Annotated in this window: 21 protein-coding genes, 1 tRNA gene and 2 pseudogenes; 6 read left to right on the forward strand and 18 right to left on the reverse strand. The window is 68.3% G+C overall.

The features are described 5' to 3' along the window. Positions 1-190 precede the first annotated feature (190 nt). Positions 191-2,530, forward strand: coding sequence for a transglycosylase domain-containing protein (locus tag ACGFT2_RS29295; RefSeq protein ID WP_393283784.1), 2,340 nt, complete (start codon positions 191-193; stop codon positions 2,528-2,530). A 534-nt stretch (positions 2,531-3,064) separates the two neighbouring features. Here ACGFT2_RS29295 and ACGFT2_RS29300 read toward each other — a convergent pair. Next, on the reverse strand, positions 3,065-3,532 hold the full coding sequence (locus tag ACGFT2_RS29300; RefSeq protein ID WP_393283787.1) for a GatB/YqeY domain-containing protein: 468 nt from the start codon (positions 3,530-3,532) through the stop codon (positions 3,065-3,067). A 93-nt stretch (positions 3,533-3,625) separates the two neighbouring features. Here ACGFT2_RS29300 and ACGFT2_RS29305 point away from each other — a divergent pair, with 93 nt between their 5' ends. The 3 genes from ACGFT2_RS29305 to ACGFT2_RS29315 all read left to right on the forward strand — a co-directional run bounded on the left by ACGFT2_RS29305 (position 3,626) and on the right by ACGFT2_RS29315 (position 5,792). Then, positions 3,626-4,552: a metallophosphoesterase gene (locus tag ACGFT2_RS29305; protein ID WP_393283790.1), complete on the forward strand. Its 927-nt coding sequence runs from the start codon at positions 3,626-3,628 to the stop codon at positions 4,550-4,552. A gap of 342 nt (positions 4,553-4,894) precedes the next feature. Continuing rightward, positions 4,895-5,653 carry a Pr6Pr family membrane protein gene (locus tag ACGFT2_RS29310; protein WP_393283793.1) on the forward strand — a complete coding sequence of 253 codons (759 nt, stop codon included), beginning with the start codon at positions 4,895-4,897 and terminating at the stop codon, positions 5,651-5,653. Positions 5,654-5,718: 65 nt separating this feature from the next. Then, positions 5,719-5,792 (forward strand) — tRNA-Pro (locus tag ACGFT2_RS29315). 83 nt (positions 5,793-5,875) lie between these two features. Here the strand turns inward: ACGFT2_RS29315 and xerC are convergent. The 12 genes from xerC to ACGFT2_RS29375 all read right to left on the reverse strand — a co-directional run bounded on the left by xerC (position 5,876) and on the right by ACGFT2_RS29375 (position 16,049). Continuing rightward, positions 5,876-7,081 carry a tyrosine recombinase XerC gene (gene xerC / locus ACGFT2_RS29320; RefSeq protein WP_393283796.1) on the reverse strand — a complete coding sequence of 402 codons (1,206 nt, stop codon included), beginning with the start codon at positions 7,079-7,081 and terminating at the stop codon, positions 5,876-5,878. 74 nt (positions 7,082-7,155) lie between these two features. Next, positions 7,156-7,368 (reverse strand): helix-turn-helix domain-containing protein, encoded by a 213-nt coding sequence (locus ACGFT2_RS29325; RefSeq protein WP_393283799.1) that lies wholly within the window; start codon positions 7,366-7,368, stop codon positions 7,156-7,158. 464 nt (positions 7,369-7,832) lie between these two features. Further along, complete coding sequence (locus tag ACGFT2_RS29330) at positions 7,833-9,305, reverse strand: ATP-binding protein (protein WP_393283801.1); 1,473 nt, start codon at positions 9,303-9,305, stop codon at positions 7,833-7,835. A 1-nt stretch (position 9,306) separates the two neighbouring features. Beyond that, entirely contained in the window at positions 9,307-10,203 is an 897-nt protein-coding gene (locus ACGFT2_RS29335) for a bifunctional DNA primase/polymerase (protein WP_393283804.1), read from the reverse strand. Between the two features lie 91 nt (positions 10,204-10,294). After that, positions 10,295-10,759, reverse strand: a complete 465-nt coding sequence (locus tag ACGFT2_RS29340) for a hypothetical protein (protein ID WP_393283807.1) — start codon at positions 10,757-10,759, stop codon at positions 10,295-10,297. A gap of 13 nt (positions 10,760-10,772) precedes the next feature. Next, entirely contained in the window at positions 10,773-10,967 is a 195-nt protein-coding gene (locus tag ACGFT2_RS29345; RefSeq protein WP_393283810.1) for a hypothetical protein, read from the reverse strand. Beyond that, positions 10,964-11,239, reverse strand: coding sequence for a hypothetical protein (locus tag ACGFT2_RS29350; protein ID WP_393283813.1), 276 nt, complete (start codon positions 11,237-11,239; stop codon positions 10,964-10,966). Before ACGFT2_RS29350 ends, ACGFT2_RS29345 begins: the two co-directional genes overlap by 4 nt. Before the next feature lie 141 nt (positions 11,240-11,380). After that, positions 11,381-13,588 (reverse strand): cell division protein FtsK, encoded by a 2,208-nt coding sequence (locus ACGFT2_RS29355; RefSeq protein WP_393283815.1) that lies wholly within the window; start codon positions 13,586-13,588, stop codon positions 11,381-11,383. Positions 13,589-13,679: 91 nt separating this feature from the next. Then, positions 13,680-14,063 carry an RRQRL motif-containing zinc-binding protein gene (locus ACGFT2_RS29360; protein WP_393283818.1) on the reverse strand — a complete coding sequence of 128 codons (384 nt, stop codon included), beginning with the start codon at positions 14,061-14,063 and terminating at the stop codon, positions 13,680-13,682. Continuing rightward, complete coding sequence (locus tag ACGFT2_RS29365) at positions 14,063-14,713, reverse strand: GGDEF domain-containing protein (protein WP_393283821.1); 651 nt, start codon at positions 14,711-14,713, stop codon at positions 14,063-14,065. The genes ACGFT2_RS29360 and ACGFT2_RS29365 overlap by 1 nt, the downstream gene beginning before the upstream one ends. Next, complete coding sequence (locus ACGFT2_RS29370) at positions 14,710-15,762, reverse strand: DUF2637 domain-containing protein (protein WP_393283824.1); 1,053 nt, start codon at positions 15,760-15,762, stop codon at positions 14,710-14,712. Before ACGFT2_RS29370 ends, ACGFT2_RS29365 begins: the two co-directional genes overlap by 4 nt. Further along, on the reverse strand, positions 15,759-16,049 hold the full coding sequence (locus tag ACGFT2_RS29375; protein WP_393283827.1) for a hypothetical protein: 291 nt from the start codon (positions 16,047-16,049) through the stop codon (positions 15,759-15,761). Before ACGFT2_RS29375 ends, ACGFT2_RS29370 begins: the two co-directional genes overlap by 4 nt. A gap of 466 nt (positions 16,050-16,515) precedes the next feature. Between ACGFT2_RS29375 and ACGFT2_RS29380 the strand changes: the two genes are divergently transcribed. Together ACGFT2_RS29380 and ACGFT2_RS29385 are read left to right on the forward strand one after the other, a co-directional pair. Then, positions 16,516-16,896: a GntR family transcriptional regulator gene (locus ACGFT2_RS29380; RefSeq protein WP_393283829.1), complete on the forward strand. Its 381-nt coding sequence runs from the start codon at positions 16,516-16,518 to the stop codon at positions 16,894-16,896. Between the two features lie 158 nt (positions 16,897-17,054). Continuing rightward, positions 17,055-18,302 carry an XRE family transcriptional regulator gene (locus tag ACGFT2_RS29385; RefSeq protein WP_393283832.1) on the forward strand — a complete coding sequence of 416 codons (1,248 nt, stop codon included), beginning with the start codon at positions 17,055-17,057 and terminating at the stop codon, positions 18,300-18,302. 63 nt (positions 18,303-18,365) lie between these two features. On the opposite strand, the gene ACGFT2_RS29390 is transcribed toward ACGFT2_RS29385, so the two are convergent. The 5 genes and pseudogenes from ACGFT2_RS29390 to ACGFT2_RS29410 all read right to left on the reverse strand — a co-directional run bounded on the left by ACGFT2_RS29390 (position 18,366) and on the right by ACGFT2_RS29410 (position 22,910). Beyond that, positions 18,366-18,866 carry a DUF4411 family protein gene (locus ACGFT2_RS29390; RefSeq protein WP_393283835.1) on the reverse strand — a complete coding sequence of 167 codons (501 nt, stop codon included), beginning with the start codon at positions 18,864-18,866 and terminating at the stop codon, positions 18,366-18,368. Continuing rightward, the gene (locus tag ACGFT2_RS29395; protein ID WP_393283838.1) at positions 18,866-19,792 is read right to left on the reverse strand and encodes an ImmA/IrrE family metallo-endopeptidase; all 927 of its coding nucleotides are present in this window, start codon (positions 19,790-19,792) and stop codon (positions 18,866-18,868) included. The genes ACGFT2_RS29390 and ACGFT2_RS29395 overlap by 1 nt, the downstream gene beginning before the upstream one ends. A gap of 753 nt (positions 19,793-20,545) precedes the next feature. Then, a pseudogene (locus ACGFT2_RS29400) lies at positions 20,546-21,274 on the reverse strand (LacI family DNA-binding transcriptional regulator); the annotation flags it as partial. Positions 21,275-21,347: 73 nt separating this feature from the next. Next, positions 21,348-21,794 (reverse strand): annotated as a pseudogene (locus ACGFT2_RS29405) (helix-turn-helix domain-containing protein); the annotation flags it as partial. 651 nt (positions 21,795-22,445) lie between these two features. Next, on the reverse strand, positions 22,446-22,910 hold the full coding sequence (locus tag ACGFT2_RS29410; RefSeq protein WP_389490034.1) for a hypothetical protein: 465 nt from the start codon (positions 22,908-22,910) through the stop codon (positions 22,446-22,448). Positions 22,911-23,011 lie beyond the last annotated feature (101 nt).

Consider the following 23,011-nt stretch of genomic DNA (forward strand, 5'->3'; position numbering starts at 1 on the left):
CGCGGACATGAGTCGCGGCCGTGCGGACATGCAGTCGGCCAACGAGGCCGCGTCGTGATGGCACGCCGTCGTGCGGGCCGGGGCCGTACGGCGTGGCGTGCCGCGGCCGTACGTCACGATCCGGCACCCGAACATCCCGACGGGGAGCCGGTCCCTCGGAACGCTCAGGGGTACGGATTAGGCTGCCCCCATGGCAAAGAAGCGCTCGGGCGGTGGCCTGTCGGCAACACAGCAGGCCGCCAAGTTCCTCGGTGTCAGTGTGCTCGCGGGAGCCGTGATGGCGGGCATCGCGCTGCCCGGGGCCGGAGCGCTGGGCCTCGCGGCCAAGGGCTCGGTCAAGAGCTTCGACGAGATCCCCGCCAACCTGAAAAGCCCCCAGCTCAGTCAGCGCACGACGATCCTGGACGGCCAGGGCGCCCAGATCGCGACCGTTTACTCCCGCGACCGTACGGTGGTCGACCTCACGGACATCTCGCCGTACATGCAGAAGGCGATCGTCGCGATCGAGGACTCGCGCTTCTACCAGCACGGCGCGGTCGACCTCAAGGGCGTGCTGCGCGCCCTGAACAAGAATGCGCAGGAAGGTGGGGTCGCCCAGGGCGCCTCCACGCTGACCCAGCAGCTGGTGAAGAACTACTTCATCGAGGAGGCCGGCGACGACCCGACGAAGGTCGCCCAGGCCACCCAGCAGACGCTCGGCCGCAAGATCCGCGAACTGAAGTACGCGATCCAGATCGAGGACAAGCTCGGCAAGAAGAAGATCCTCGAGAACTACCTCAACATCACCTTCTTCGGTGAGCAGGCCTACGGTGTCGAGGCCGCCGCCCAGCGCTACTTCTCCAAGCACGCCAAGAACCTGAACGTGCAGGAGGCCGCGCTGCTCGCCGGCATCGTGCAGTCCCCGACCCGCTACGACCCGGTGAACGACGAGGCCGAGGCCACCAAGCGGCGCAACATCGTCCTGCAGCGCATGGCGGAACTGGGCGACATCTCCCAGAAGGAGGCCGACGAGGCCAAGGAGGAGCCGCTCGGACTCCACCCCAGCCGGCCCAAGAACGGCTGCATCACCGCGGTGAAGGGCGCCGGCTTCTTCTGCGACTACGTACGCCAGGTCGTCCTGACCGATCCCACCTTCGGCAAGACCAAGGAGGACCGGGCGAAACTCTGGAACCGGGGCGGCCTGACGATCCGTACGACGCTCGACCCGCAGGCACAGAGGTCCGCGCAGGCGTCCATCAAGGAGCACGTCTACAAGAGCGACTCCGTCGCGACCGCCACGACCGTCGTCGAGCCCGGCACCGGCAAGATCCTCGCCATGGGCCAGTCACGCCCGTACGGCGTCAACAACAAGGAACACGAGACGTCGATCAACCTGTCCGTGAACGCGGACATGGGCGGCGGCGCCGGCTACCAGCCCGGCTCGACATTCAAGCCGATCGTCGCGGCCGCCGCCGTGGAGGGCGGCAAGGCCCCGACCCAGCAGTATCCGTCGCCGTACGAGATGACGTATCCGAGCCCGGTGTCGGCGTGCAACGGCAAGACCTGGCACGACGACCCGCGCAAGCCGACCAAGCTCACGAACGAGAACGAGTCGGAGCACGGCCCGTACGGCATGAAGGAGGCGACCGCGAAGTCGGTCAACACCTACTACGTGCAGTTGATCAGCGACATCGGCATCTGCCCGGTCACCGACATGGCCAAGAAGATGGGCGTGGCGCGCGCGGACGGCCGCAAGATCCAGCAGGCCCCGTCCATCGCGCTGGGCACCCAGGAGATGTCCCCGCTGACGATGGCGAGCGCGTACGCCACCTTCGCCTCGCGCGGCATGTACTGCACGCCGGTCGCCATCGAGTCGATCACCCAGAAGGTCGGCAGCGAGCAGAAGTCGCTGGCGGTGCCGAAGTCGACCTGCTCGCGTGCGATGTCGGAGAAGACCGCCGACACCGTCACCACGCTCCTCAAGGGCGTGGTCGAGGACGGTACGGGTCAGGAGGCCGGTCTCGACAGCCGGGCGAGCGCGGGCAAGACGGGTACGACCGACGAGCGCTTCGCGGCCTGGTTCGTCGGCTACACCCCGAACATGGCGGGCGCGGTGTGGGTCGGCGACCCGCAGCACAAGCGCAAGATGATCAACATCACCATCGGCGGCGTCCCGCACGACAAGGTGTTCGGTGGCGAAGTCCCCGGCCCGATCTGGCGGGACATGATGGCCGGCGCCCTGGAGGGCAAGCCCGCACCGGACTTCCAGCTGGTCGACATCCCCGACGACGAGAGCGACGACGACCGGGGCCGGGGCGACGCGGGGGCGGACGAGGGGAACAACGGCGGCCGGGGACGCCTGATCGGCGGCCTGATCGGCGGGCTGACGGACGGGGGCACCGCTGACGGCGGTCGCGCCACGGGCGGCACGACCACCGGCGCCGGCGGCACCGCCCCGACACCGACCTTCTCCCTCCCGGGCAACTTCATCCAGGGCCAGAACAACGGCGGCAACAACGGGAACGGCGGCAACGGGGGCCGCCGGCACTAGGACGCCTACGGCGGGCGAGCCGGCGCAACGAGTGGGGCCGCACCCTGATGCAAGGGTGCGGCCCCTCTTGTACGCCGGGCTCTCCGCTACGCCGTGGCGAAGAGGTCACCGTCCATGCCGGGGGCTAGCCGGCCGTTCATGCCGGAGGCTTGCAGGCCGTCCATGCCGGAGGCTTGCAGGCCGGTCGTGGCGGAGGACTCCCGGCCGGTCGTGGCGGAGGACTCTCTGCCGGTCGTGGCGGAGGCCCGTCGGTCGGTCGTAGCCGAGGCTTGCCGGCCGGTCGTGGCGGAGGCCCGTCGGTCGGTCGTAGCGGAGGCCCGTCGGTCAGCGGTGACCGAGGTCTGCGTATTCAGCCGTACCGGGGGTTCGTCGGTCAGGCGCACCAGGGGCCCGCCCGTCGACCAGTCGTACCCGAGGGCGCCTTCCGGTCAGCCGTGCCCGAGGGCGTCTCTCGGGTCAGCCGTCCGCGAGAGCGCCTTCCGGTCAGCCGTACCCGAGGGCGCCTCTCCGGTCAGCCGCCCCCGAGGGCGCCTCTCAGCCCTGCAGCAGCTTCTTCACGGCGGCGGCGACGCGGCCGCCCTCGGCCTGACCGGCCACCTTGGGGTTCACGATCTTCATGACGGCACCCATGGCCCGCGGCCCCTCGGCACCGGCCGCCTTGGCCTCCTCCACGGCCTGCCCGACGATCGCGTTCAGTTCCTCGTCGGAGAGCTGCTTGGGCAGGTACTCGGCGAGAAGCTCACCCTCCGCCTTCTCCCGCTCGGCCTGCTCGGCACGGCCACCCTGCGCGAAGGCGTCCGCGGCCTCGCGCCGCTTCTTCGCCTCACGGGTGATCACCTTGAGCACCTCGTCGTCGGAGAGCTCCCGCTTCTCCTTGCCCGCGACCTCCTCCTTGGTGATCGCGGCGAGCGTCAGCCGGAGCGTCGAGGAGCGCAGCTCGTCCCGCTCCTTGATCGCGGCGTTGAGGTCGGCGTGCAGCTTCGACTTGAGCGTGGTGGTCATGGCTCGATTGTCGCAGGTGCACCACCACGAACGCCCCCCGATTTAGGGGCCGGCCGGTCTCGACGTACTGCACGGGTCTGACACGATGGTCATATGCGCGCGCGATACGGAGTACCCCTGGGAATCATGGCGGCAGGCGCCGCCGGAGTGGCGTACGCGGCGGGATTCGAGGCCCGCTCCTTCCGCCTCCGACGAGTGACGGTCCCGGTCCTCCCGCCGGGCATGCGCCCGCTGCGCGTGCTGCAGGTCTCCGACATCCACATGGTGAGCGGCCAGCGCAAGAAGCAGCGCTGGTTGCAGTCGCTGGCGGGCCTGCGCCCGGACTTCGTGATCAACACGGGCGACAACCTGTCGGATCCCGAGGGCGTGCCCGAGGTCATGGACGCGCTCGGCCCCCTGATGGAGTTCCCGGGCGCCTACGTCTTCGGCTCCAACGACTACTACGGCCCCAAACTCCGCAACCCGGCCCGCTACTTGCTCGAGAAGACGAGCGGCCGCCACGGCCTGAACGGCAACGCACCGGCGGTCGGCGTCATCCACAACCCGTGGGAGGACCTCCGCGACGGCTTCGACGCGGCGGGCTGGCTGAACCTGACGAACACGCGGGGTGTCCTGAAGGTCGAGGGCGTGTCGGTCGAGCTGACCGGTCTGGACGACCCTCACATCAAGCGGGACCGGTACGCACAGGTCGCGGGCGGCCCGTCGGGCACGTACGACGTTTCGCTCGGCGTCGTCCACGCTCCCTACCTGCGTGTCCTCGACTCCTTCACCGCGGACGACTACCCCCTGATCCTGGCCGGCCACACGCACGGCGGTCAGCTGTGCATCCCCTTCTACGGCGCTCTGGTCACCAACTGTGACCTGGACACGGACCGGGTGAAGGGGCTCTCCCGGCACACGGCCGAGGGCCGTACCTCCTACCTCCACGTCTCAGCGGGCTGCGGCACCAACCGCTACACCCCGATCCGCTTCGCCTGCCCTCCGGAGGCGACGCTGCTGACGCTGGTGGGGAGGGAGTAGAAGGGACGATCGGAACGGGCCGACTCCACCCCGTTCCTTCCCCTCCCCGGAGAGCGCTGTCTCCCGGATGCCGATCAGCTTGATGGGATCCCGAGCCGCGGACGGCGCTGTGCACGAGGCATTAGTCACTGGGCACTGGGCGGGCCCCCTTCCCTGCACCTCCGCCACCTCCGGCGCCTCTGGCACTTCCCGCCACCTCCGGCACCCCCGCCATCTCCGGCACCCCCGGCACCGCTGGCACCCCGCATCCCGGCTCCCTCCCCTCCGCTCCCCTCCCCGGCCCGTAACCCACCCGGCCTAACCCACATCGCCCCACCCCTCACCCGCTCCTAGCGTGAGGACATGACCGCCCCGATACCCCGGGAGATCCCGGACCTGCCAGCGATCCCGGGCCCGCCCCTGCTGCTGCCCTCTCCGGTCCCGGCCACGGCGGTGGTGGCCCCGGCCCGTAGACCCTCGACGGCGGTGTTCCGCCTGGTCATCGCCATGACGGCGGCGGCAGGCGTCGCTCTGGAACTCCTGCTGGGCACCCCGGCACGCACCCTGAGCTACTTCGGCATCCAGGCGAACCTGCTACTCGCCGTGGTCATGCTCTCGTCGGCGACCCGGGCCTGGCGCGCCCGCCGCCCACTCCCGTCCGGCATGACAGGGGCCGCCCTCCTGTACGTCGTGATCGCCGCGCTGGTGTACCACCTGCTGCTGGCCCACACGACGCCGCCGTTCTCCATGACGGGCGCGACGACGCCCCCGGAACGCTGGCACGGCCAGTGGGCGGCACTCCAACTCCTGCACACGCTCGCCCCGGCGGCGGCGCTGGTGGACTGGCTGTTCCTGACCCCGGCGGCCCGCCTGCACCTGCGCCAGGCGACGACCTGGCTGGTCTATCCGCTGGTCTACCTGGCCTTCTCCCTGGCCCGGGCAGCCTTCCTCCAGCCCGCGGACCCCTCGCGCTACCTCTACCCCTTCCTGGACGTAACCGCCCACGGCTACCGCGGCACCCTGGCCAACGCACTCCTCGTGGGCCTCGCGATCTACGCCCTCGCGGTACTCCTCGTGGGCCTCGACCACGCCCGCCCGACACCGGTCCGCCATCGCGTCTAAACCGGATTTCGTCTACGGCCACCGGTGGGCTAAAGTAAACGTCGTCGCCGCGACAGCAGCGACATCGGGGTGTAGCGCAGCTTGGCAGCGCGCTTCGTTCGGGACGAAGAGGTCGTGGGTTCAAATCCCGCCACCCCGACGCTGGTCAGAGGCCCATTCGCTTGATCGCGAATGGGCCTCTGTCGTGCCCGGGGGGCCAAAGAGGGGGCCAAACGATTTTGGTCAGGCCACCGCGTCGCCCCCTTCGTCGTCCGCCGCGTCCTTCCCTTCCGGCTCGTCAGCGAAGATGTCGTCCATCGCTTCGGCACCCTGCGTGATCACGGGTCGGAGTTGCTTCCGGTAGACCGCCTCTGTGGTCGCTTGGCTGCTGTGCCCTACCAACAGCGCGATCCGTTCCAGCGGGATGCCGTGGTCGGAGAGCAGCGACACGAAACTGTGCCGGAGCTCCCGTGGCGTCCACTCCGGCGCCAGTCCTGCCCTCTTCACGATGGCCTTGAAGTCGCGCCGGACGTTGGCCGCGTCGAGTGGCTCACCGCTCCGAGTCGTGAAGACGCGGCCGGTCGCACTCCACTCCGTCCCCCTCGATGCTCGCTCCTGCTTCTGCCAACGCTTGTGCTCTTCGAGGACGTCAACCACCTGTCTCGGCAGAGCAATGGTCCGGCGGCTCTTCTTGGTCTTGGTCTCACCGTGCTTGCGCACCGAACGCCACACGGCGACATGAGGCGGGATACCGTCCGTCGTTTCCAGGAAGACGTGATCCCAGGTGAGGGGCCGCGCCTCTTCCGTGCGCACACCACTAAGGAGCGAGAGCACGAGGTAGGCGTACAGCCGTGAGGGACGCGCGGCGATGAGCACGGCCTTCGCCTGGTCCAGGTCCAGTGCCTTGCTCGGTCGACCGGGGCGCCCCTCCGGCGCGGTGACGAGTAGAGCGACGTTCCGCGCTGCCTTGTCCCTGCGTTGGGCGTGCGCGATCGAGCGGCGCAAGATGGCGAGCAGGTCACGCAGGCTCCGCGTCGCGAGGAATTCGGCCCTGCCATCCAACCAGTCGTCTACGTCGTCCGCGCTGAGTTCCTTCAGCTTGGCCTTGCCAATGAACGGGATCAGGTGCTTGTTCGCCATCGAACGGTTCTTGCCGATGGTGCCCTTCTCGTCACGGCCCTTGAGACCGCGCTCCAACCAGTCGTTCACCGCATCGGCCACGGTGTAATTGGCTGGCGCTTTGACGCCGGTCTGTAGCTCCTTCTTCAGGTCCCTGATCTTCTGGCGAACTTCGGTCTTCGTCTTGCCGTAGACCTTCGGCCGACGACGCTTGCCGTTCGGGGCGTACCCCAGGGAGACCGCTCCGACGTAGCTCTTTTTGACGGGGTCCCAATAGATGGTGTCCGCACCATGGCCAGCCCTCTGGGCGCGCTTCGGGTTCTCGGTCATGTTCTGTTGTGCCTCCGATAGGACAGGACCGCGCCCCGGGGGACGCGGTCCTGTGACACTGGGCTGTTGAGGGATCAGGCGGCGGATTCTGCCTCGCGCTTGAGGAGTTCGACGTACCGCGCGATGTACTCCGGCGGCACTAGTCGTCTACGACCGATGCGGACGGTCTGCAGACGTCCGAGGCGGATCTCCTCGTAGATCAACGATCGGCCGATACTGAGCTTGGCCGCTGCTTCCTCCGGCCGGTACAGCAGCCGCTCTGCGGGTTCGGTGAGCGTGACGCTCATCTCGGGATGCCTCCTAGGCGAGAAGGTCTTGGGTGCTTCGCGTGGGCCTGCGTGTGTCCTAAGTGCGGATTTCTGCGTCACAGCGTCACGTGCGTCACTTGTGCCGTCTGACCTGCTGTTTTCAGGTGACGCAGAACAGCGAGGGTGCGTCACGCGTGACGCAGGCTGTTCGTCACGCGTGACGCAGGTGACGCGGCGTGACGCAGAAACGGCCGTCTGCGTCACGCCCATATCGGCAGGTCAACGGGCGCTTTCCAAGATCGTGTGACGCTGTGACGCAGCGTTCCCCTACTTAGGAAAAAGAAGGGGCGTCTGTGGTGGTGTAGTGCGGCTCAGGCCGTGAAGAAGGAGCCGCTTCGCGGCACGTCCTGCGCAGGGCGGCGGTGCCGCCGAACAGCAAGAGGAGCACGCCCCGGCCCGGGGTGCTCCTCTTGCTCGTGCGGTCGGCGGCCGCCGGCCGACGGTCAGAACGTCTGTTGCTCGTGCTCGGGCATGCCCGGCGCGCGGGTCAACTCGACGTAGCGGCCTTCCCGGGTGCGGCCGGAGTCGATGAGGACGCCCCGGGCGGCGAGGGTGGGCTGTAGCCGCTTGAGGCGGTCGGAGAGCACCTTGCCGGTGGTGGGCCACCCTTTGGGCAGGGGGCGGAAGTCCTCGCCGGTGTAGAGGCGGGTGAGGCAGTGCAGCCACTCCGTGGACGTCATCCGCTGCTCCGTGCCGGGTTCGACGTCGGCGGCGTGGCGTAGGACGGTCTGTGCCAACAGGTCGCCCTCGATCACGTCGTCGTTGAGGTCGTCCAGGCTGGCCCGGTACGCGGCGAGAGCTCCGAACCCGGTGGCCGCGTCGAGCTGCGCGCACAGGTGCGCAAAGTCCGCCATGCGCAGGTCGGTGGGGGTTTCCACGTCGACCGCACGGACCTTGACCGTGAGATCCAGGAGCGAGCCGAGGACCACGGGGAGGACCTCCGCGTACTCCGCCCACAGCTCTGCCTCGGTGCGCCGCACCTTCGGCCGTTCCAGACGGAGCGGCAGAAGACGTTCAGCGAGGTCGGGCCGGATCACTCCCACATCGATTCCCGTGAGGAGCAGGGGTCGGCGATAGCGTGCCCGGAAGACATCCCCGTCGGTGAACAGCGCCCGCTTCACGTTCTCGGCACCCGTGACGATGCAGCACATCGCATCCGACAGGTCCGGAGTCATGTGGGAGAGGTTGTCCAGCGCCGTGACCCATCCGGCCGCCACGGCAGCAATCAGGTTCTCCTCATCCTTGGGGGCCCGGCGCAGGTCACCGCTCATGCCCTCAACGATCCGGATGAGCATCCGGCCGCCGGTGGACTTGCCGGCCCCCTGCGGACCGGTGAGGAACGGGGCCGGGACGGGCACCGACGGTCCGAGACAGCCGATCAGCCACGCGATGGCCAGGCACTCCGTCTCAGCGTTGGCGAAGTTGCACAGCCTGAGCAGGAGATCGATGCCCTTACCGTCGGTGTCCTTGACCGGCACCGGCAGCTCCCCCGTGAGCTGGGTGCGCCGCCAGCACACCTCCCGCGGGTCCGGGATGGCGATGTCCCACCCGGTGGGGTGGATACGGACCGACCGCCCGTCGGCCCTTCCCAGGTCCAGCCACGTCGCCCCGTCGAACCCGGGGGCAACGCGGATGTGGACGGGCTGTACGTCCTCGGTCAGTGCGAGTGCTTCGATCAAGTCCAACGCCTCCTTCAAGGCGGTGCCGTTGAACACGCCGTGTCCGTCGCGAAAGAGCCCGACCATGAGTTCCTGCCGGTGACTGCCGGTCGTTCCCTGGGAGCGGATCGGGCGGGCCACGGGGTGGCCGTTGCGCTGCGCGTACACGGTGCCGTCGGCGGTGCGGAAGTACCGGAAGTGCGCCTGTGCGTAGTCGGTGATGACCTCACGGGCGGGAGTCTTTTCGTCCTCGGACATCTCACAACCCCAGTGCGGTTCGGGCGTTGGTCCACGCGTCCGTGCAGTGCCGGGGCGATTCCCCCTTGGCCTGCGCTGCGGTGAACAGCCGGGCGACGTGGGTGTCGGTGAGGCAGCCGCACCGGCCGTGCCGGGACAGCACCGCAAGGAACGTCCGGTACACGGTCGCGTGCACCGCGCTGGACACCTCCGTGATGCGCCGCTCGGCCATGGCCACGCCCCGTTCCAAGTAGGCGGGGGTGCGGTGGGGGCATTCTCCCTGTCCGCCCGTGAGGAGCCCTGAGAGCGTCTGTGGCGCCTTGCGGGCGGGGGGCGGCTCCTTTACTGCCAGGGCGCACACCGCATCCGGCAGAGCAGCCATTGTGCCGGTGCCGCGTCCGAGCCAACGGGCGTACGCCATGGTCGACTTGATGTCGACACCGGGGCGGACCGCATTCACGGAGCGCATGGCGCCCTGGTAGATCCAATGTTCACCCCGTGTCGTCGGTACCGTCCGGGTGGCCGGCAGAGCGGTACGGGCCCAAGTGATGGCGTCGGCGTCGTCCAGGTCGACCACGGTCAGCCCGGCGCCGCCGGGGTGGTAGCCGACGCACACCGCCTGTCGCCAGGCCGCCGCCCACTCGGGCGAGACGAGGACGGCGGGCTCGGTGGTGGCCGCGGCCCACGCGTGGCACGGGGCCGGGCACCGGCACGGGCCGGGCACCTTCATGTTCGGTCGGCCGCCGCACGCGTTGTCCGCGCACGCCGTGCAGTTGCCGAACGGCACCTTGCCCCGGCGCAGCGGCAGCACGGGCATGCCGGACGCGGTCAGGCTCAGCGCGGTGTGCAGGAGGTTGGGGGACAGGACCGGCGCGGGGGCGTGGTCGCGTACTCGCGGACGGGTGGGGGGATGGGCCATGCTGGTGGTCTCCTGGTTCTCGTTGGAGGGACAGGGAGAACCGGGGCGGGGTGCAGGCTTGTGGTGAGACGGCACCCCGCCTCGGGCGTACCTAGCCGTGGAAGTGGTTGCGCTTGAACACGGCCTTGCGGATGTTGAACGTCATCCCGCCCGCACGGTGGCCGCGCGCGTCGAGGACCAACACGACAATCCAGCCGCCGAAGATGACGGCGGCGAGGGTGATGAGCTGGGTGATGAACGCGGTCAGTGCGGCGACGAACGCGGTGAGCAGGAACAGCCCGCCGCACACGGCGGCGAACCCGACGCCCCCCAGCGCGATGTTCACGGCCACCCGGGAGACGGGCGGCTTGGGCGCGAACGGCTCGGGCTGGGCGGGGGTGACGGCGTAGCCGGTGACGACGCGGCCGTCGGGGAGGACGACGCTCGCCACGGACGGGATGCCGCCCGGCTGCACCGGCATGGGCGGCGCCGCCGGTGCGGGGGCGAGGGGCACGGGGTGGTGGACTTCCACGCCCGGCGCGTCGTAGCGGGCCGGGTGGTAGGCGGGTTGGTTCATGGCGGCACGCTCCTTAGTTGCCGAGTGCGGAGATGGCGTCGGCGGACGCCTGCACGAGGTTGTGGATGGGCTCGTAGGCGCCGGTCCCGGCGGCGAAGAACCCGAACATGAACAGGACCAGGGCGGCGCCGCCCCCGGCGGACTTCGTCTTGACGGCGAAGACGGACGCGGCGCCGAAGAGCAGCACGGCGGAGACGTTGAGGATCATCGGATGCCTTTCGGGCGGGGGGTGTCGGTTCCGGCGCGGTAGATGCGGGCCCAGCGGTTGTAGAGCCAGCGGCCGGTGCGGATGCGCTTGCCGGTGGCCTTGCAGCGGCGGCAGTCCTTGCCGCGTTTCTGGCGTCCCTTGCGGTCGGTCTTCATCGCGAAGCCCCAACCACGGCACTTGCGGCAGTCGCCGAACGGCGAGGCCACACACAGCCCGCCGTAACTGAGCGTGATGAGCGTCAGGCAGGCGATAGCGAGGAGTATGGGGGTCATCTGGGGCCCTTCCAGGGGGTTTTCCGGGGTTTCCGCAGGTGGGGTGCTATCCGCTAGATCGCAGATGGGAGTGCGGATGGGGTGCTAGCGGGGGTGCTACCGGTAGCAGGTGTGGGTGCTACCGGTAGCAGCGTTGCGACGCTATGCGGCGCCCGGCTTCTCGTTACGCTCCGCAATCGCCTTGAGGAGGTCGGTGCGGGCGATGCCCCGGCGGGTGGTGCGGGTTCCGTCGTCCGTGGTGCCCGCGACGTCCCGGGTCTTGATGCCGTGCGGCTTGAGCGCCGACGTGACGTTCTCGCCCTTCCAGCCGCCGTAGACGTCCGGGCGCAGTTCGGCGAGGCGGGCGGCGATCCGCTCGTTCCACACCCGCTTGTCCTGCTCCGGCACCACGGCCGCGATGTCGGCGAGCAGGTCATAGGCGGGCCCGGTGACCTGCTCGGGGGCTTCCCCGAGGGCGTAGCCGGACAGCAGTCCGGCCGCCTCGCGGGCCCTGCGGGCGCGGGCGGCGATGCGCTCCGCACCGGGCGCGTCCACGAACACGCCGCCGACGATCCGGGCGTCCGAGCCCTCACCGATGAGGTAGTGGATGCCCTTGTCACCCCAGGCGAACATGGTCGCGCGCACGCCCCGCTTGTAGGACGACGTGCCCAGCACCATGTCGTTCTCGGTCTGGCCCATGACCTTCAGGCACGCGCGCAGCGAGGCGTTCGCGCTGATGCCGGTGGGCAGCGACTTCGCGTCCGGGCGCTGGGTGGCGAGGAAGAGCACCATGCCGGTGGCCGGACCGCGCTTGACCAGGTCGGTTGCGTGCTCCTCGAACTCCTTGCCGTGCTCGGGGTGCTCGAACAGGACCTGGCACTCATCCACCCCGATCACGATCGGGTGCAGGCCGAGGGAGCGCTTGGAGGCGAGTTCGCTGGTCACCTTGGACTCCGGGCAGATGTCCCGGGGCAGGCTCCGGATCACCTTGGTACGGCGGCGCAGCTCCTCGCGCAGCGCCCGGAAGTCGTGGAGCGCGTACTGGATCGCTTCGTCGTCGTCGCCCGCGGCGTGGCGGTGGGAGACGGCGTTGCCGACTGGGTCGAGGTCGCCGGTGCCCTTCATGTCGTAGGTGTGCAGCTCAGCGCGCGGGTCGAGTGCCGCGATGAGCAGCCACAGCCTGAGCAGGAACGTCTTGCCCATGCGCGGGATCGCGCCGATCACCCCGGCGATGTACATGAAGGTGAGTTCGACCCAGCGTCCGCGCTGATCGGTGCCATAGGGGACGGGCTTGAACAGGTCGACCGTGCCCGCCTTGACCAGCGGCCACGTCGGCTTCTTCGCCTTCGACATGTCCTGATCCCCGACCCACAGCACCAGACGCCCGGTGTGCTCATCAGCCACCGCCTCGGGCCACACACACCCGAGCGGGCGGCGCAGACCGGACGCGAGGCGTTCGCGGCGCTCGATGATGTCGGTCACGGTGACGCCGAAGGGGAGGTTGCCCTCCGCACGCCAACCGGGCCCGTCGCGGGTGATCGGGGCGGTGAACTCGAACCCGTCCCGCCCCTTGCCCTGCGCCTGATTGATCGCAGGGATACCGAGCGCTCCGAGGGCGCGCAGCACGATATCGGAGGTGAGCTTGACCGCCTTCGGCAGCTCGACCGCCCGGTGGATGACCGGGGCGTCCGCCTGCCGACCCTGCGTGCCCAGCGCCATCACCAGCGCGCTCACCGACACGACCTGAAGCCAGGTCGGCGCGAGCACGTACAGCGCGAGCGCGGTGGCCAGGCCGATGAACATGCCCAGCACGGCGACGAGGGTGCGCAGTCGGACGCGGCCGTCGCGCTGGCGGGAGAGCTTCAGGTATTCGGCGGCGTCCTCGCGGCGCACGGCGGCGAGTCGGACCGGTTCGCCCTCGCGGTCGGCCACCCAGCGCATCGTGCCGCCCACGAACTTTGCCGCACCCGTGGGCGCCTGGAGGGCGAGGCGGGCGGCGTAGACCGGGGCGCGCAGCGCGTGGTACCCGGCGGCGTGAGCGTAGTGGCGGGCCACCCACCCGGCGGCCGTCTTGAGTTCGGCGGTCGACCGCAGCCACTCGGGGACGACCGACCGGCGCCGCGCTCCGGCCAGCCGACCGAGGTAGCCGGGGCCGGTCGCGGTCGGCGCCGACTGGTCGACCATCACGCGGGCCGACCCGTCGGCCGACTCGGCACCCGACCCGTCCGGGTTCGAGTCGGCCGATCGGTCGGCCGACTCGGCACGGGCCGAGCGCGCCTTGTCCAGGTCGACTACCTCGCCGCCGGAGTCGGCGGACATCTCGGCTTCCAGTCGGTTGAAGAGTTCGTTGTCGTCGTCGGGGTGCTTCACTGAAGGTTCCTTCCAAGCGGAGGAAAGGCGGGGTCCGGCCGTCGCTGTAGGAGGTGGGCGGACGGGCCCCGCGGGAGACTGATTGAGCAGGTCAGGCGGTGCGCTGTTCCTCGGTGGCGATGCACATGCCGCAGATGCCGTGCGAGCGAGGGATGCAGTAGCCGACGTCCAGCAGGCAGCGCGGGCAGGTCCGGCGGGCGAGCATCGCCAGGGCGAGCGCACCCCACTTGCGCGACGTCATCGGCCTCACCGGCTTGGCACGGTCGACGCGGTAGAGGTAACCGACTCGCACGTCCCCAGCTCGCCGGTTGACCCGCATCACCTGAGCCGCGATCGGCTGGCCACCCGGGCGCAGCCCCATCGTCCGGAGCTGTCGGCGGGTGGCCAAGCCGTCCGGGGCCAGCCGCCACGGGTAGGTCGGCACGCCGTAGCGGGCGCCGGTCGGGTCGAAGCACTTGCCGTAGGCGGCCGACATCAGGCCGCCACTCCCACGACCGGGGCGTCCGTGCGGGCGCCGGTGCGGCCGGCACGGCGACCGGCGAGGGTGGCGAAGAGCCGACCGAGCCCGGCGCGGCGCAGTCCGGCGCGTGCCTGCTTGGCCGCGTACATCGCCTCATCCGCCCGACGCAGCAGGGCGGACAGGTCGTCGGCGGGGAAGTCCGCGGCACGCACCCAGCCGAGCGACACCGTGGTGTGCACGTCCGGGTCCTGGCCGTCGACCGGGCGGGCGAGCACGCCGTGCAGCACGGCGAGCATGTCGGCGGCGGTGCCGTGGTCGTCAAGGAGCACGGCGGCGAACTCATCGCCCCCGAGCCGCCCGGCGACCCCGGTGCGGCCGACGTGGTGGGCGAGCCGGTCAGCGGTCGCCTTCAGCAGCACGTCACCTGCGGCGTGGCCGTAGGTGTCGTTGATGTGCTTGAACTTGTCGACGTCGGCGAGGACGACGACCGCGCGCGGGTCCTTGAGCAGGGCGGTGGCGCGGCGGGTGAAGCCGTCGCGGGTGCGTAACCCGGTGAGCGGGTCACGGCGGGCCGTACTGAGCACGGCCCGCAGCCTCCACACGTGCACCGCCCACCCGGCCGCGAGGGGCAGCGCGGACAGCAGGGACGTGGCCAGCGTGCTCATGCCGCCACCTCCTCACCGGCGTCACCGGACGTCTCGACGTCGGCGGGGGCGGCGTCGGTGTCGGTGTCGGGGGTGTCGACGGGGCGCAGGGCGCGGCCATCGGCCCGCTCAGCGAGCAGGGCGTCACGCACCTGGCGGGCAGGGGCGGCACCGCAGTGCAGCGCCTTGCGGAGCGCTTCCGCGTTGACGCCCGCGTCTTGCCAGTCCGCCGTGAGCGTGCGCGCCTCGCTCAGCAGGTCCGCCACCGAGCGCGGCGCGGACTTGCCCCGCCCCTTCGGCGCCCGCTTGCGCGGCGCCTTCGCAGCCGGAGGCGCGGGCTGTTCTGCCGGCAGTTCCGGTGTGGGCTCGGGGGCGGGGGTGGCGTCGGGCACGGTGCCCGCCGGGTTCAGCTCACCCAGGCGCAACAGGACGCGTTCGCGGCGCGGGGTGCTGCGCCGCCACGAGCGGCCGTAGCGCTCGCGCAACTCCGCACGGGCCAACAGCCGCTCACGCTCCCGGGCCAGGGCGGTGGTGTAGGAGGTGACCTCCCACAGCGTCATCCGACGCCACAGCGCGAACGTCGACAGCGGGGCGAGCAGCCAGCGCGAGAACCGCACCTTCTCCATGCGGCGCCCGGTCGCGGCGCCGATCCGCACGGCGTAGATGTGGGCGCCGATCTCGGAGAACACCACCCACAGCAGCGGCATCGTGCCGTGCGCCACCTTCGCCCACAGCGAGTGCCCGGCGGCGACGTTCAACCCGCACGTGATCAGGGTGAGGACCCAAGGCACGAACCGCACCCAAGCGAGTGCCATGTCCATCCGGATCAGCAGCAGGTTGGCCAGCGTGAACACCGGGATGGCCACGTCGATCCCGACCGGCAGCATCCACGGCTCACCGAACCCCCAGCGGGCGGCAGCCGCCGACACGGCGTCGAACGAGGAGATCAGGCCCAGTGCGCCGACACCGGCCGCAGCCAGCGCGCCGACCCCGGCAAGGCCCATCTCCGGAAGCGTCAGAGGCGGCACCCCAGATGCAGGCGTTTCGGGGGCGGGGGGTGTGGTGGTCATGCGGCCACCGCCTTGCGTGCCGCGCGGCAGCGCCGAGCGGGGCGGGTGAGGGGCGTGACGTCGAACAGGCCCGGGTTCTCCTCGATGGCCTGCGCGGCGATGCGGATCAGGTCGTCGGGAAGGTCGGGGTTGTCGGCGAGGATGTCGCGCGCCGCGTCCTCGCGGGCCGCGCGCTCTTCGTCCGTCTCGCCCTCGACCCCGAGCCACAGCTCAACCGGGGTGCCGAGCGCCAACTCCGCGAAGTCCGCGGCGGATACGGCCTGTTGGTGGCCAACGTACGTACGCATGACAGCTCCTGAAGTGGGAGGGACACGGAGCCGGAGAGCCGCAGGCGTTCGGTGAGACGGCGACTACTCCGGAAGGACCCAAGCCGCAGCACGGCAGGGGAAAGTGCCCCGACCGGGAGTCGAACCCGGCCTACGACCATCGGGGCGGTAATGCATGTCTCCTTAATCGCGACCGCGCTCCCGTATCAGGTAGAGCTGTCCGGCCTCGAAGTAGGCGTATGGAGACGTGACCTTTCGGTCTAAGCCCTCCGGTTAATGACAAGGCGCCGGGTCGCCTCCCCCCGTCCGATGCGGGGCTCCTGGTCGTGCGGTCTTGCAGGTCAAGCGCTTGCAGACACAGCGGGCGAAGCCCTTTCGGGCTTGCCATGCTGGCACGTAACAGCATGTACTAGCACGTGCCACTGCGCAAGAGGGCGCCGGAGATTCGTGCTAGGTCGTACTAGGGGTGGGTACGCTCGATGGCGTGATGAGCGCTGAAATCTCGAAAGACGACCCCAGACCGGAGTCCGAGCAGGCGGCCGACATCCTGCGGCAAGAGATCCTGCGTGGCGACATCAAACCGGGGGCCCACGTGGGCTCCGTGCGAGACTTGGCCACACGGTTCAAGATCTCGGGAATGACGGTGCAGCGAGCCCTTACGATCCTCCGCGAGGATGGGCTCATCCTGACCACGTCGCGCGGCAGCTACGCCCGCGATCCGCAGCAACCCACTGAAGCCAGCGAAGCCGACGCGGGTGTCGACCTTCCCGAAGTCCTGCGTCAGCTCGAACATCTCACCTCCCAAGTCTCGGAACTCCGCGGCAGGCTCGAAGCGCTCGAAAGCCGCTCCGTGCCGGGTGGTGCGTGATCTGCAACCAGCATGGGAGTAACGGAGGGTGTGAGGTAAGTGACAGCCTGGGGACGACAAGGCGGAGGTGGGGACATGTCCAGTGACACCCCTGTGTCCCCTTCCCTGTCCCCCCGGCGCGCGGGTGAGACTCGGAATAGGCACTCGGAGGAGGGCACATGACCGACGACAGGCCCGCATGGGCGCGGCGCATCGCTGCCGAACGAGCAGCCCGTGACTGGTCGCAGCGTGACGCGGTAAGGGCGCTGCGGGCGCACGCTCCCACGGAGCTGCCCGCAGAGGACAGCATGATTCGCCAGTGGAAGCGCTGGGAGTCAGGCCAGATGCCGAATGACTTCTACCAACCGATCATCGCGGCCCTCTTCGGCACCGTGACGCACGCGCTCTTCCCGGCGCCCTCACGGCGGGATGGAGACAGAGAGATTCTGGCAGCGTCCGGCATGGAGACGCTGGAGATCGTGAGCCGTCTCAACCGGTCCGACGTAGACAACGCCACCCTCGATGCGCTGCGGATCACGGCAGACCGTCTCGCCTCGGAGTACCCGTTCATGCCGAGCGAGCAGCTTCTCATCGAGGGGCGGCAATGGCTGCGCCGTGTCGTCGAACTCCATTCGAAGAGCCTCACGCTGGCGCAGCACCGCGAGGTGCTCGCACTATCTGGTTGGCTCGCCCTACTGGTCGGCTGTGTCGAGTACGACACGGGCGCACGCCACGCCGCTGAGTCGACGCGACAGGCGGCGCTCTCGCTCGCGACCGAGGCTGACCACGGGGAGGTCGCCGGGTGGGCGCATGAGATGCGGGCGTGGTTCGCTCTCACGACCGGCGACTACCGCGGTGCCATCGCAGCGGCACGGGCCGGAGCCGAGACGGCGCAGCACCACGGCGTGGCCGTGCAGCTCGCGGCACAGGAAGCCAAGGCGTGGGCCCGACTCGGGGACCGCCGGCAGGTCGAGGTAGCGCTCGACAAGGGCCGGCGGACGCTAGAGGGAATGCCGTACCCGGAGAACCTGGATAACCACTTCGTGGTGGACCCAGCCAAGTTCGACTTCTACGCGATGGACTGCTACCGCCTCGTTGGCGAAGACAGGCTTGCGCGCACCCTCGCAGAAGAGGTACTGAGGGCAGGAACAGACTTCGACGGCACCGAGCGCTCACCGATGCGCAACGCGGAAGCACGGGTCACGCTCGGAGTCACGGCGGCGCGTGAGGGTGACTTGGAGCAGGCACTCATCATGGGTGATCGAGCCCTCGAAGGGGACCGTCAGTCGGTGCCATCGCTCATCATGACCAGCCGGGAACTCGCTGCCGAGATGAGGCGCCGGTACAGCTCCGAACCGGGGGCACAGGACTACCTCGCCCGGCTTCACTCGCTCGCCGAGCAGAAGCCCGGGTTCATGCCTCGGTGACTTCACGAGAGGCGACCTGGGTTCACATGAACCCAGGTCCTCGCGTCATTGACCGTACGACGATCAGGCAGCCGTCGGCGTTTGGAAGTCAAGCCGCGCTCTCGAATTTCGCAACATTACGAATGTATTCGCGTAAGTGACCCCCATCGCCTCGCAGGCGTCTGGAATAAGAATACGCCTCTTGGAGTCCGGCCGAGGTTGTTCGTGGGTGACGAGCGTATGATTGTGCGCTATCGCATAGGCCACCAAAAAGAAATCGGCCGTATTATTTAAGAATTCCGCGATGGCGGCAGTCGTGTAGCTGCGAGAATTAGCCCAACCCGTAAGCGGCGCAAAGTGCGTGGTAGTGACTGTGTCAATGGGTCGAAAGAAGTCAGGATGACTGCTCGCCCAATCTGCTAGCTCATCCCCACCATGGATCAACTCATCCCTTACAGGCTCAATGCTGCATGCTACGAAGTTAGTGTGAGCGTAATCAAGCCACGCCCAGAATCCAGGCGCTATATCAAAGGCATAGTAGCGATTCTTCGCCTCGATTAGCACGTTGGAGTCGACTAGATACATTAGGCGGCCCCGATACTCGCAACGAGATTCTCAAACGTCTGATGCTTTTTCGTACCCAGAAGATGATAGGCATCCCTGAAGGGCGTCCCGCCTTCAAAGGTGTCTGCAATCACTGCGCGTGCGAACCGTCGACCAAGACGCAGAGGCTGCGTGTTATAGAAACTGCCACCAGACTCACCCTCCCGCCCTGCCATTGCGGCGACAACACGGTCACGTTCAGCGGCGTACCGCGCCTGATAGTCATCCCATTGAAGGAACCCTGCATCATAGAGCCGCTTCAAAACCACTAGGGTACTTACGCGATACCGACGCGCAAGACGTTCCAACTCGGCAACTGTGGCGTCACCGCCGTACTCACTGCGAATTTCCGCCAGCGGGACAAGCACTTCTGCTGCCACACGATTGCACCATAGCTCTGCTTCATTGTCACTCTTCTTTGCCATTGCAGCATCAGAGAGTGCACTTTCACCGAGCCAGATATGGCAAAGCTCATGAACCATGGTGAAGATTTGAGCAGCCTTAGTATCCGCACCGTTAACGAAAATCAGCGGAGCAATGGGATCGGACAAGGCAAAGCCGCGAAACTCCTCCGGCTTCAGCTTACGATGCGTGTCAGCTCCCACCACCCCATTGACCATAACGAGAATCCCAATATCCTCGATACGGTCGATGAGTTGGCGCAACGCTTCTCGCCAAGTTGCAAAAGCCGTCCGTTCGGAAACACTGAAGCGCAACGCTTCCCTGATCTCGTCGGCTACTTCACGGGAGTCACTAGACGTGTTTACAGATCCAACGAATTCGAGGTCTGGGGCGCCGTGACTGTTCGCATAATCGCGGTACCAGTCCTGCCGCGACTGGCAGGAATAGATGGTGTCAAGGAGGTCGACGGAGGGGCGAACAATGGCGCGATTGCCGAACGTTCGCATGTCGGGGATTGGTACAGGCTCCTCCGGCGGCTCAGGGAGGAACAGGAGTCCGAGCGGTGCGTGGGTGAGGTGAGCGAAACGCTCCAGCTGCTTCAGCGTGGGGCGAGCTCTCCCGGTAAGCCACTCGTCAAGCTTCGGGACACGTTGGGCAGTAGTCTCCTCCGACCATCCGGCTCGCTCAACCGCCCACTCCAACAGAGCCGGTTCCACCCGGACACGGACAGACATGCCACTCACCTCCCCCTCGACCATAGGTTAGGGACCAAAGTGACGCTTGCGAACTCTACGTTCTGTCACGGATCGGTCACCGCCGTAGATGCTTCTCTGCCCAGTTGCGTTGCGGAGCATGCTCGGGCTGTCCCTACACCAAGCTCATGCGGGCAACAGCGACGCACGTAGTCGGCCGAGCGAGCGCGCTCGCAGGCCCCGGGACCAGGCACGATCCGCCCATGATATGGCCCCGCAGGCGTCCGAGCAGGGGGCCAAACGGGGGGCCAAACGAGGCAGCCGCGCCAGTACCGTCCTGGACGGCTATGGACGCCTGCGGAGTGGTACGTGCAGCTCAGCACCTCGTGGACAAGGTCACAAAGGGCCTGATCGCGTTCGGGACGAAGAGGTCGTGGGTTCAAATCCCGCCACCCCGACAGCTAAATCGCAGGTCAGGCCTGGTGCTGATACTTCAGTACCGGGCCTGCCTCGTTCTCCAGGGGCTCTCTGGAGAACTCCTGGAGAAGATCTTGGAATCTGTCTCCAGATCGGCACCCAGCACACCTCAGCCCGCTTCGAGGCTCCTCGCCCGCGTGCCGGAATGCCGGGCCAAGGCTCAGCAATGACAGGCACCGGCCGCTCTCCCTGGCTGCCTCGCCCGGGATACCGCCCTGTCGCGGCAGGTCGACAGAGCCACGTGGCGAAGCCCGAGCGGCGCCAGTGAGCAGCCAACTCCGCCGATGCGGCGTTTCGGATGTACCCGAGATCGCTGACGGCTTCCAGCACCTTCAGGCGAGTCGGCTCCGCCACGGCATCCGGGCGATTGAGGACGTTGGAAACGGTGCCGGTCGATACGCCGGCGCGGCGCGCCACGTCGACTAGCTTCGCCCCGGGGCGGCTTACGGAGCCGTTAACGGTTCCATGGCCACGGAAGACGTAGGCCAGTCCGTGGCACTCGCAAGGCTTCGACCTCGTCCGGGCGATGTGGTTGGCAAGGAGCGAGGTGAGGAAATCCGGAGTGTCGATGTCGCGGTAGGAGTCATCCTTGGGCGGGCAGCGGTGCAGTTCGCCGGTGTCCAGTTCGTAGAGCTGCCATTCCACACGGATGCTCCTCGGTCGGACGAACTCAGGCTCAAGGCCAACGATCTCGCCCCAGCGCATCCCGGTGTCGCCCTTGACGATGCCGGCGACGAACTCGTCGTCGCGGCCGGACAGCAGGGCCATTCTCTCGGCGAGCAACAGGATGCCGAGAGCGGTCGTGACCGCCTTCTCCGGCCGGGCCCGCTTCCGTGACGTGCTGCGGTCCGAGGAGGCGCAGGCCGATCTCGACCGCCTGGCAGAGCATGTCCAGACCGCGAAGGTGGGTGTACTCGATGCCGGCCTCGGTGAGTGCCTGCCCGAGGCGGGTCTTGCTGAAGCCCTTCTTGCGGCTGATCGGGGTGAGTCGTAGATCCGCCACGACCCCGATACGGCTGTCGACTAGCGAGGCGACGAACGAGTCGATGTCTCGCCCTTCGTATCCGGCTGACCAGAGACCGGGCGTGACAGGCTGGACGTGGGTCTCCCGGAAGAGATCGTCCAGGGAGACCTCAAGAGCCTCTGCAACCGCGCCGACTGTGAAGAAACCTGGCTGGATCGCTCCCTCGCCCTCCAGGCGGGCCAGCGTTCTGGCGCTGATGCAGGCTTCCTTGGCGAGCCGCTCACGCGACCACCCACGGGCTTCCCGCAGAACCCGCACTCGCTGAGCGAGCGCGCGAGCGTGGTCGTGAGGACGCGCTGAGTGATGGCCTGCCATGTGTCGCGATCCTAATGGCGGTTGAGGCGGGCGAGCATGGTGTTCCCGGCCAGTCACAGGGCCGGATGCGTGAACGCGCAGGTCCGAGTGCCCTCAGCTGCCGCACTCCACGCAGCCTCACCGGGCACCCTCTGGGAGAAGCCGACCAAGACCTTCTCCCAGGCTCTCCCAAACGATCTCCGGAAACCCGTCAGGGCCACCTACTAGTGACTAGTAGGTGGCCCTGACCTGGAGAGCAACGTCATCGGTCATGGCGGCAAGCCAGCCGACCGGCAACGCCGTGCGGACAGATGCGGGCAAGCCGTGGTTGGCCGGGCCAGAGGCACCTTACTGAGGCCACCTTGAGCTGCTGGGTGCTGCTGCCGTCCGCCGTCGCTGCCGGGGCGTTGTCGCTCATGCAAAACCGCCTGGCAGTCTGTCTGATATCTCTGGTCGTATTGCCTGTCACATAGCGGGCACTGCCAGGGGACTATCCGCTCCTTCTGCGGAAGCAGCGTTGTCGGCTGCTACGTCGGTACAGCGGTTAACGCTAAAGGGGTGATCACCGTCCGGCCGGAGTGAAGTCAGTCCATTCCTCCGCAGAAATACGAGAGCCCCCGTCCTCCTGGGTCGCGGAGGCGGGGGCGCTGCGGTGTGCGAGGTCTGGCAGCATCAGGTCTGGCACTGCGAGGTGGCCGCGCTGGACCAGTTCGACCAGGCGCCTCCCGCCGGCCTCACGTGGACGCGGATCGTGACTTTGACCGTGTCACAGACGCGGGACTTGGAGGCGATCTCGATCGGGCCGACCGTGGAACGCCGCTGCACGATGGTCCGGCCGCTGCCCATTTTCGTCCAGTCGCCGCTGCCCGCCTGGAGGTACGCCTCGTACTCGACCCATGAGGCGTGGGAGCGGGAGTTGGTGATGAGGGCGTGGGCGGTGATGTCGTGCCAGAAGACTCCCCCGTTCTTCCAGCGTTCGGCGGAAATGCAACCCCGGGCGCCGATGTTCTGCGTCGAGACCCCGCCGCCGCAGGCGACGGCAGCGGCGTGGGCCTGGGCGGGGAAGGCGAGCGCAGTCACGACGGCTGCCGCGGCGAGGGCTCCCGCACGTTTCATGGTCCAGACAGTTTTCGTCATGGAAGGACCGTATCCGCTCGTTCAGTCGCCCGCCCCGGTATCCGGCACAGTCACGGTGGTCCTGGACATCTCCGACCAGGGTGGACGCTGTGCAAGGCTCG

This window comes from Streptomyces sp. NPDC048514 (assembly GCF_043199955.1).
GTDB lineage: Bacteria > Actinomycetota > Actinomycetes > Streptomycetales > Streptomycetaceae > Streptomyces.

Bases quoted from the DNA above. Each gene is read 5' to 3' on its own strand.
- ACGFT2_RS29310 (WP_393283793.1), top strand. From the start codon at position 4,895: ATGACCGCCCCGATACCCCGGGAGATCCCGGACCTGCCAGCGATCCCG.
- ACGFT2_RS29365 (WP_393283821.1), bottom strand. From the start codon at position 14,713: ATGAGCACGCTGGCCACGTCCCTGCTGTCCGCGCTGCCCCTCGCGGCC.
- ACGFT2_RS29330 (WP_393283801.1), bottom strand. From the start codon at position 9,305: ATGTCCGAGGACGAAAAGACTCCCGCCCGTGAGGTCATCACCGACTAC.
- ACGFT2_RS29295 (WP_393283784.1), top strand. From the start codon at position 191: ATGGCAAAGAAGCGCTCGGGCGGTGGCCTGTCGGCAACACAGCAGGCC.
- ACGFT2_RS29325 (WP_393283799.1), bottom strand. From the start codon at position 7,368: ATGAGCGTCACGCTCACCGAACCCGCAGAGCGGCTGCTGTACCGGCCG.
- ACGFT2_RS29395 (WP_393283838.1), bottom strand. From the start codon at position 19,792: ATGCGAACGTTCGGCAATCGCGCCATTGTTCGCCCCTCCGTCGACCTC.
- ACGFT2_RS29300 (WP_393283787.1), bottom strand. From the start codon at position 3,532: ATGACCACCACGCTCAAGTCGAAGCTGCACGCCGACCTCAACGCCGCG.
- ACGFT2_RS29335 (WP_393283804.1), bottom strand. From the start codon at position 10,203: ATGGCCCATCCCCCCACCCGTCCGCGAGTACGCGACCACGCCCCCGCG.
- ACGFT2_RS29410 (WP_389490034.1), bottom strand. From the start codon at position 22,910: ATGACGAAAACTGTCTGGACCATGAAACGTGCGGGAGCCCTCGCCGCG.
- ACGFT2_RS29370 (WP_393283824.1), bottom strand. From the start codon at position 15,762: ATGACCACCACACCCCCCGCCCCCGAAACGCCTGCATCTGGGGTGCCG.
- ACGFT2_RS29350 (WP_393283813.1), bottom strand. From the start codon at position 11,239: ATGACCCCCATACTCCTCGCTATCGCCTGCCTGACGCTCATCACGCTC.
- ACGFT2_RS29375 (WP_393283827.1), bottom strand. From the start codon at position 16,049: ATGCGTACGTACGTTGGCCACCAACAGGCCGTATCCGCCGCGGACTTC.
- ACGFT2_RS29390 (WP_393283835.1), bottom strand. From the start codon at position 18,866: ATGTATCTAGTCGACTCCAACGTGCTAATCGAGGCGAAGAATCGCTAC.
- xerC (WP_393283796.1), bottom strand. From the start codon at position 7,081: ATGACCGAGAACCCGAAGCGCGCCCAGAGGGCTGGCCATGGTGCGGAC.
- ACGFT2_RS29345 (WP_393283810.1), bottom strand. From the start codon at position 10,967: ATGATCCTCAACGTCTCCGCCGTGCTGCTCTTCGGCGCCGCGTCCGTC.
- ACGFT2_RS29385 (WP_393283832.1), top strand. From the start codon at position 17,055: ATGACCGACGACAGGCCCGCATGGGCGCGGCGCATCGCTGCCGAACGA.
- ACGFT2_RS29340 (WP_393283807.1), bottom strand. From the start codon at position 10,759: ATGAACCAACCCGCCTACCACCCGGCCCGCTACGACGCGCCGGGCGTG.
- ACGFT2_RS29380 (WP_393283829.1), top strand. From the start codon at position 16,516: ATGAGCGCTGAAATCTCGAAAGACGACCCCAGACCGGAGTCCGAGCAG.
- ACGFT2_RS29360 (WP_393283818.1), bottom strand. From the start codon at position 14,063: ATGTCGGCCGCCTACGGCAAGTGCTTCGACCCGACCGGCGCCCGCTAC.
- ACGFT2_RS29305 (WP_393283790.1), top strand. From the start codon at position 3,626: ATGCGCGCGCGATACGGAGTACCCCTGGGAATCATGGCGGCAGGCGCC.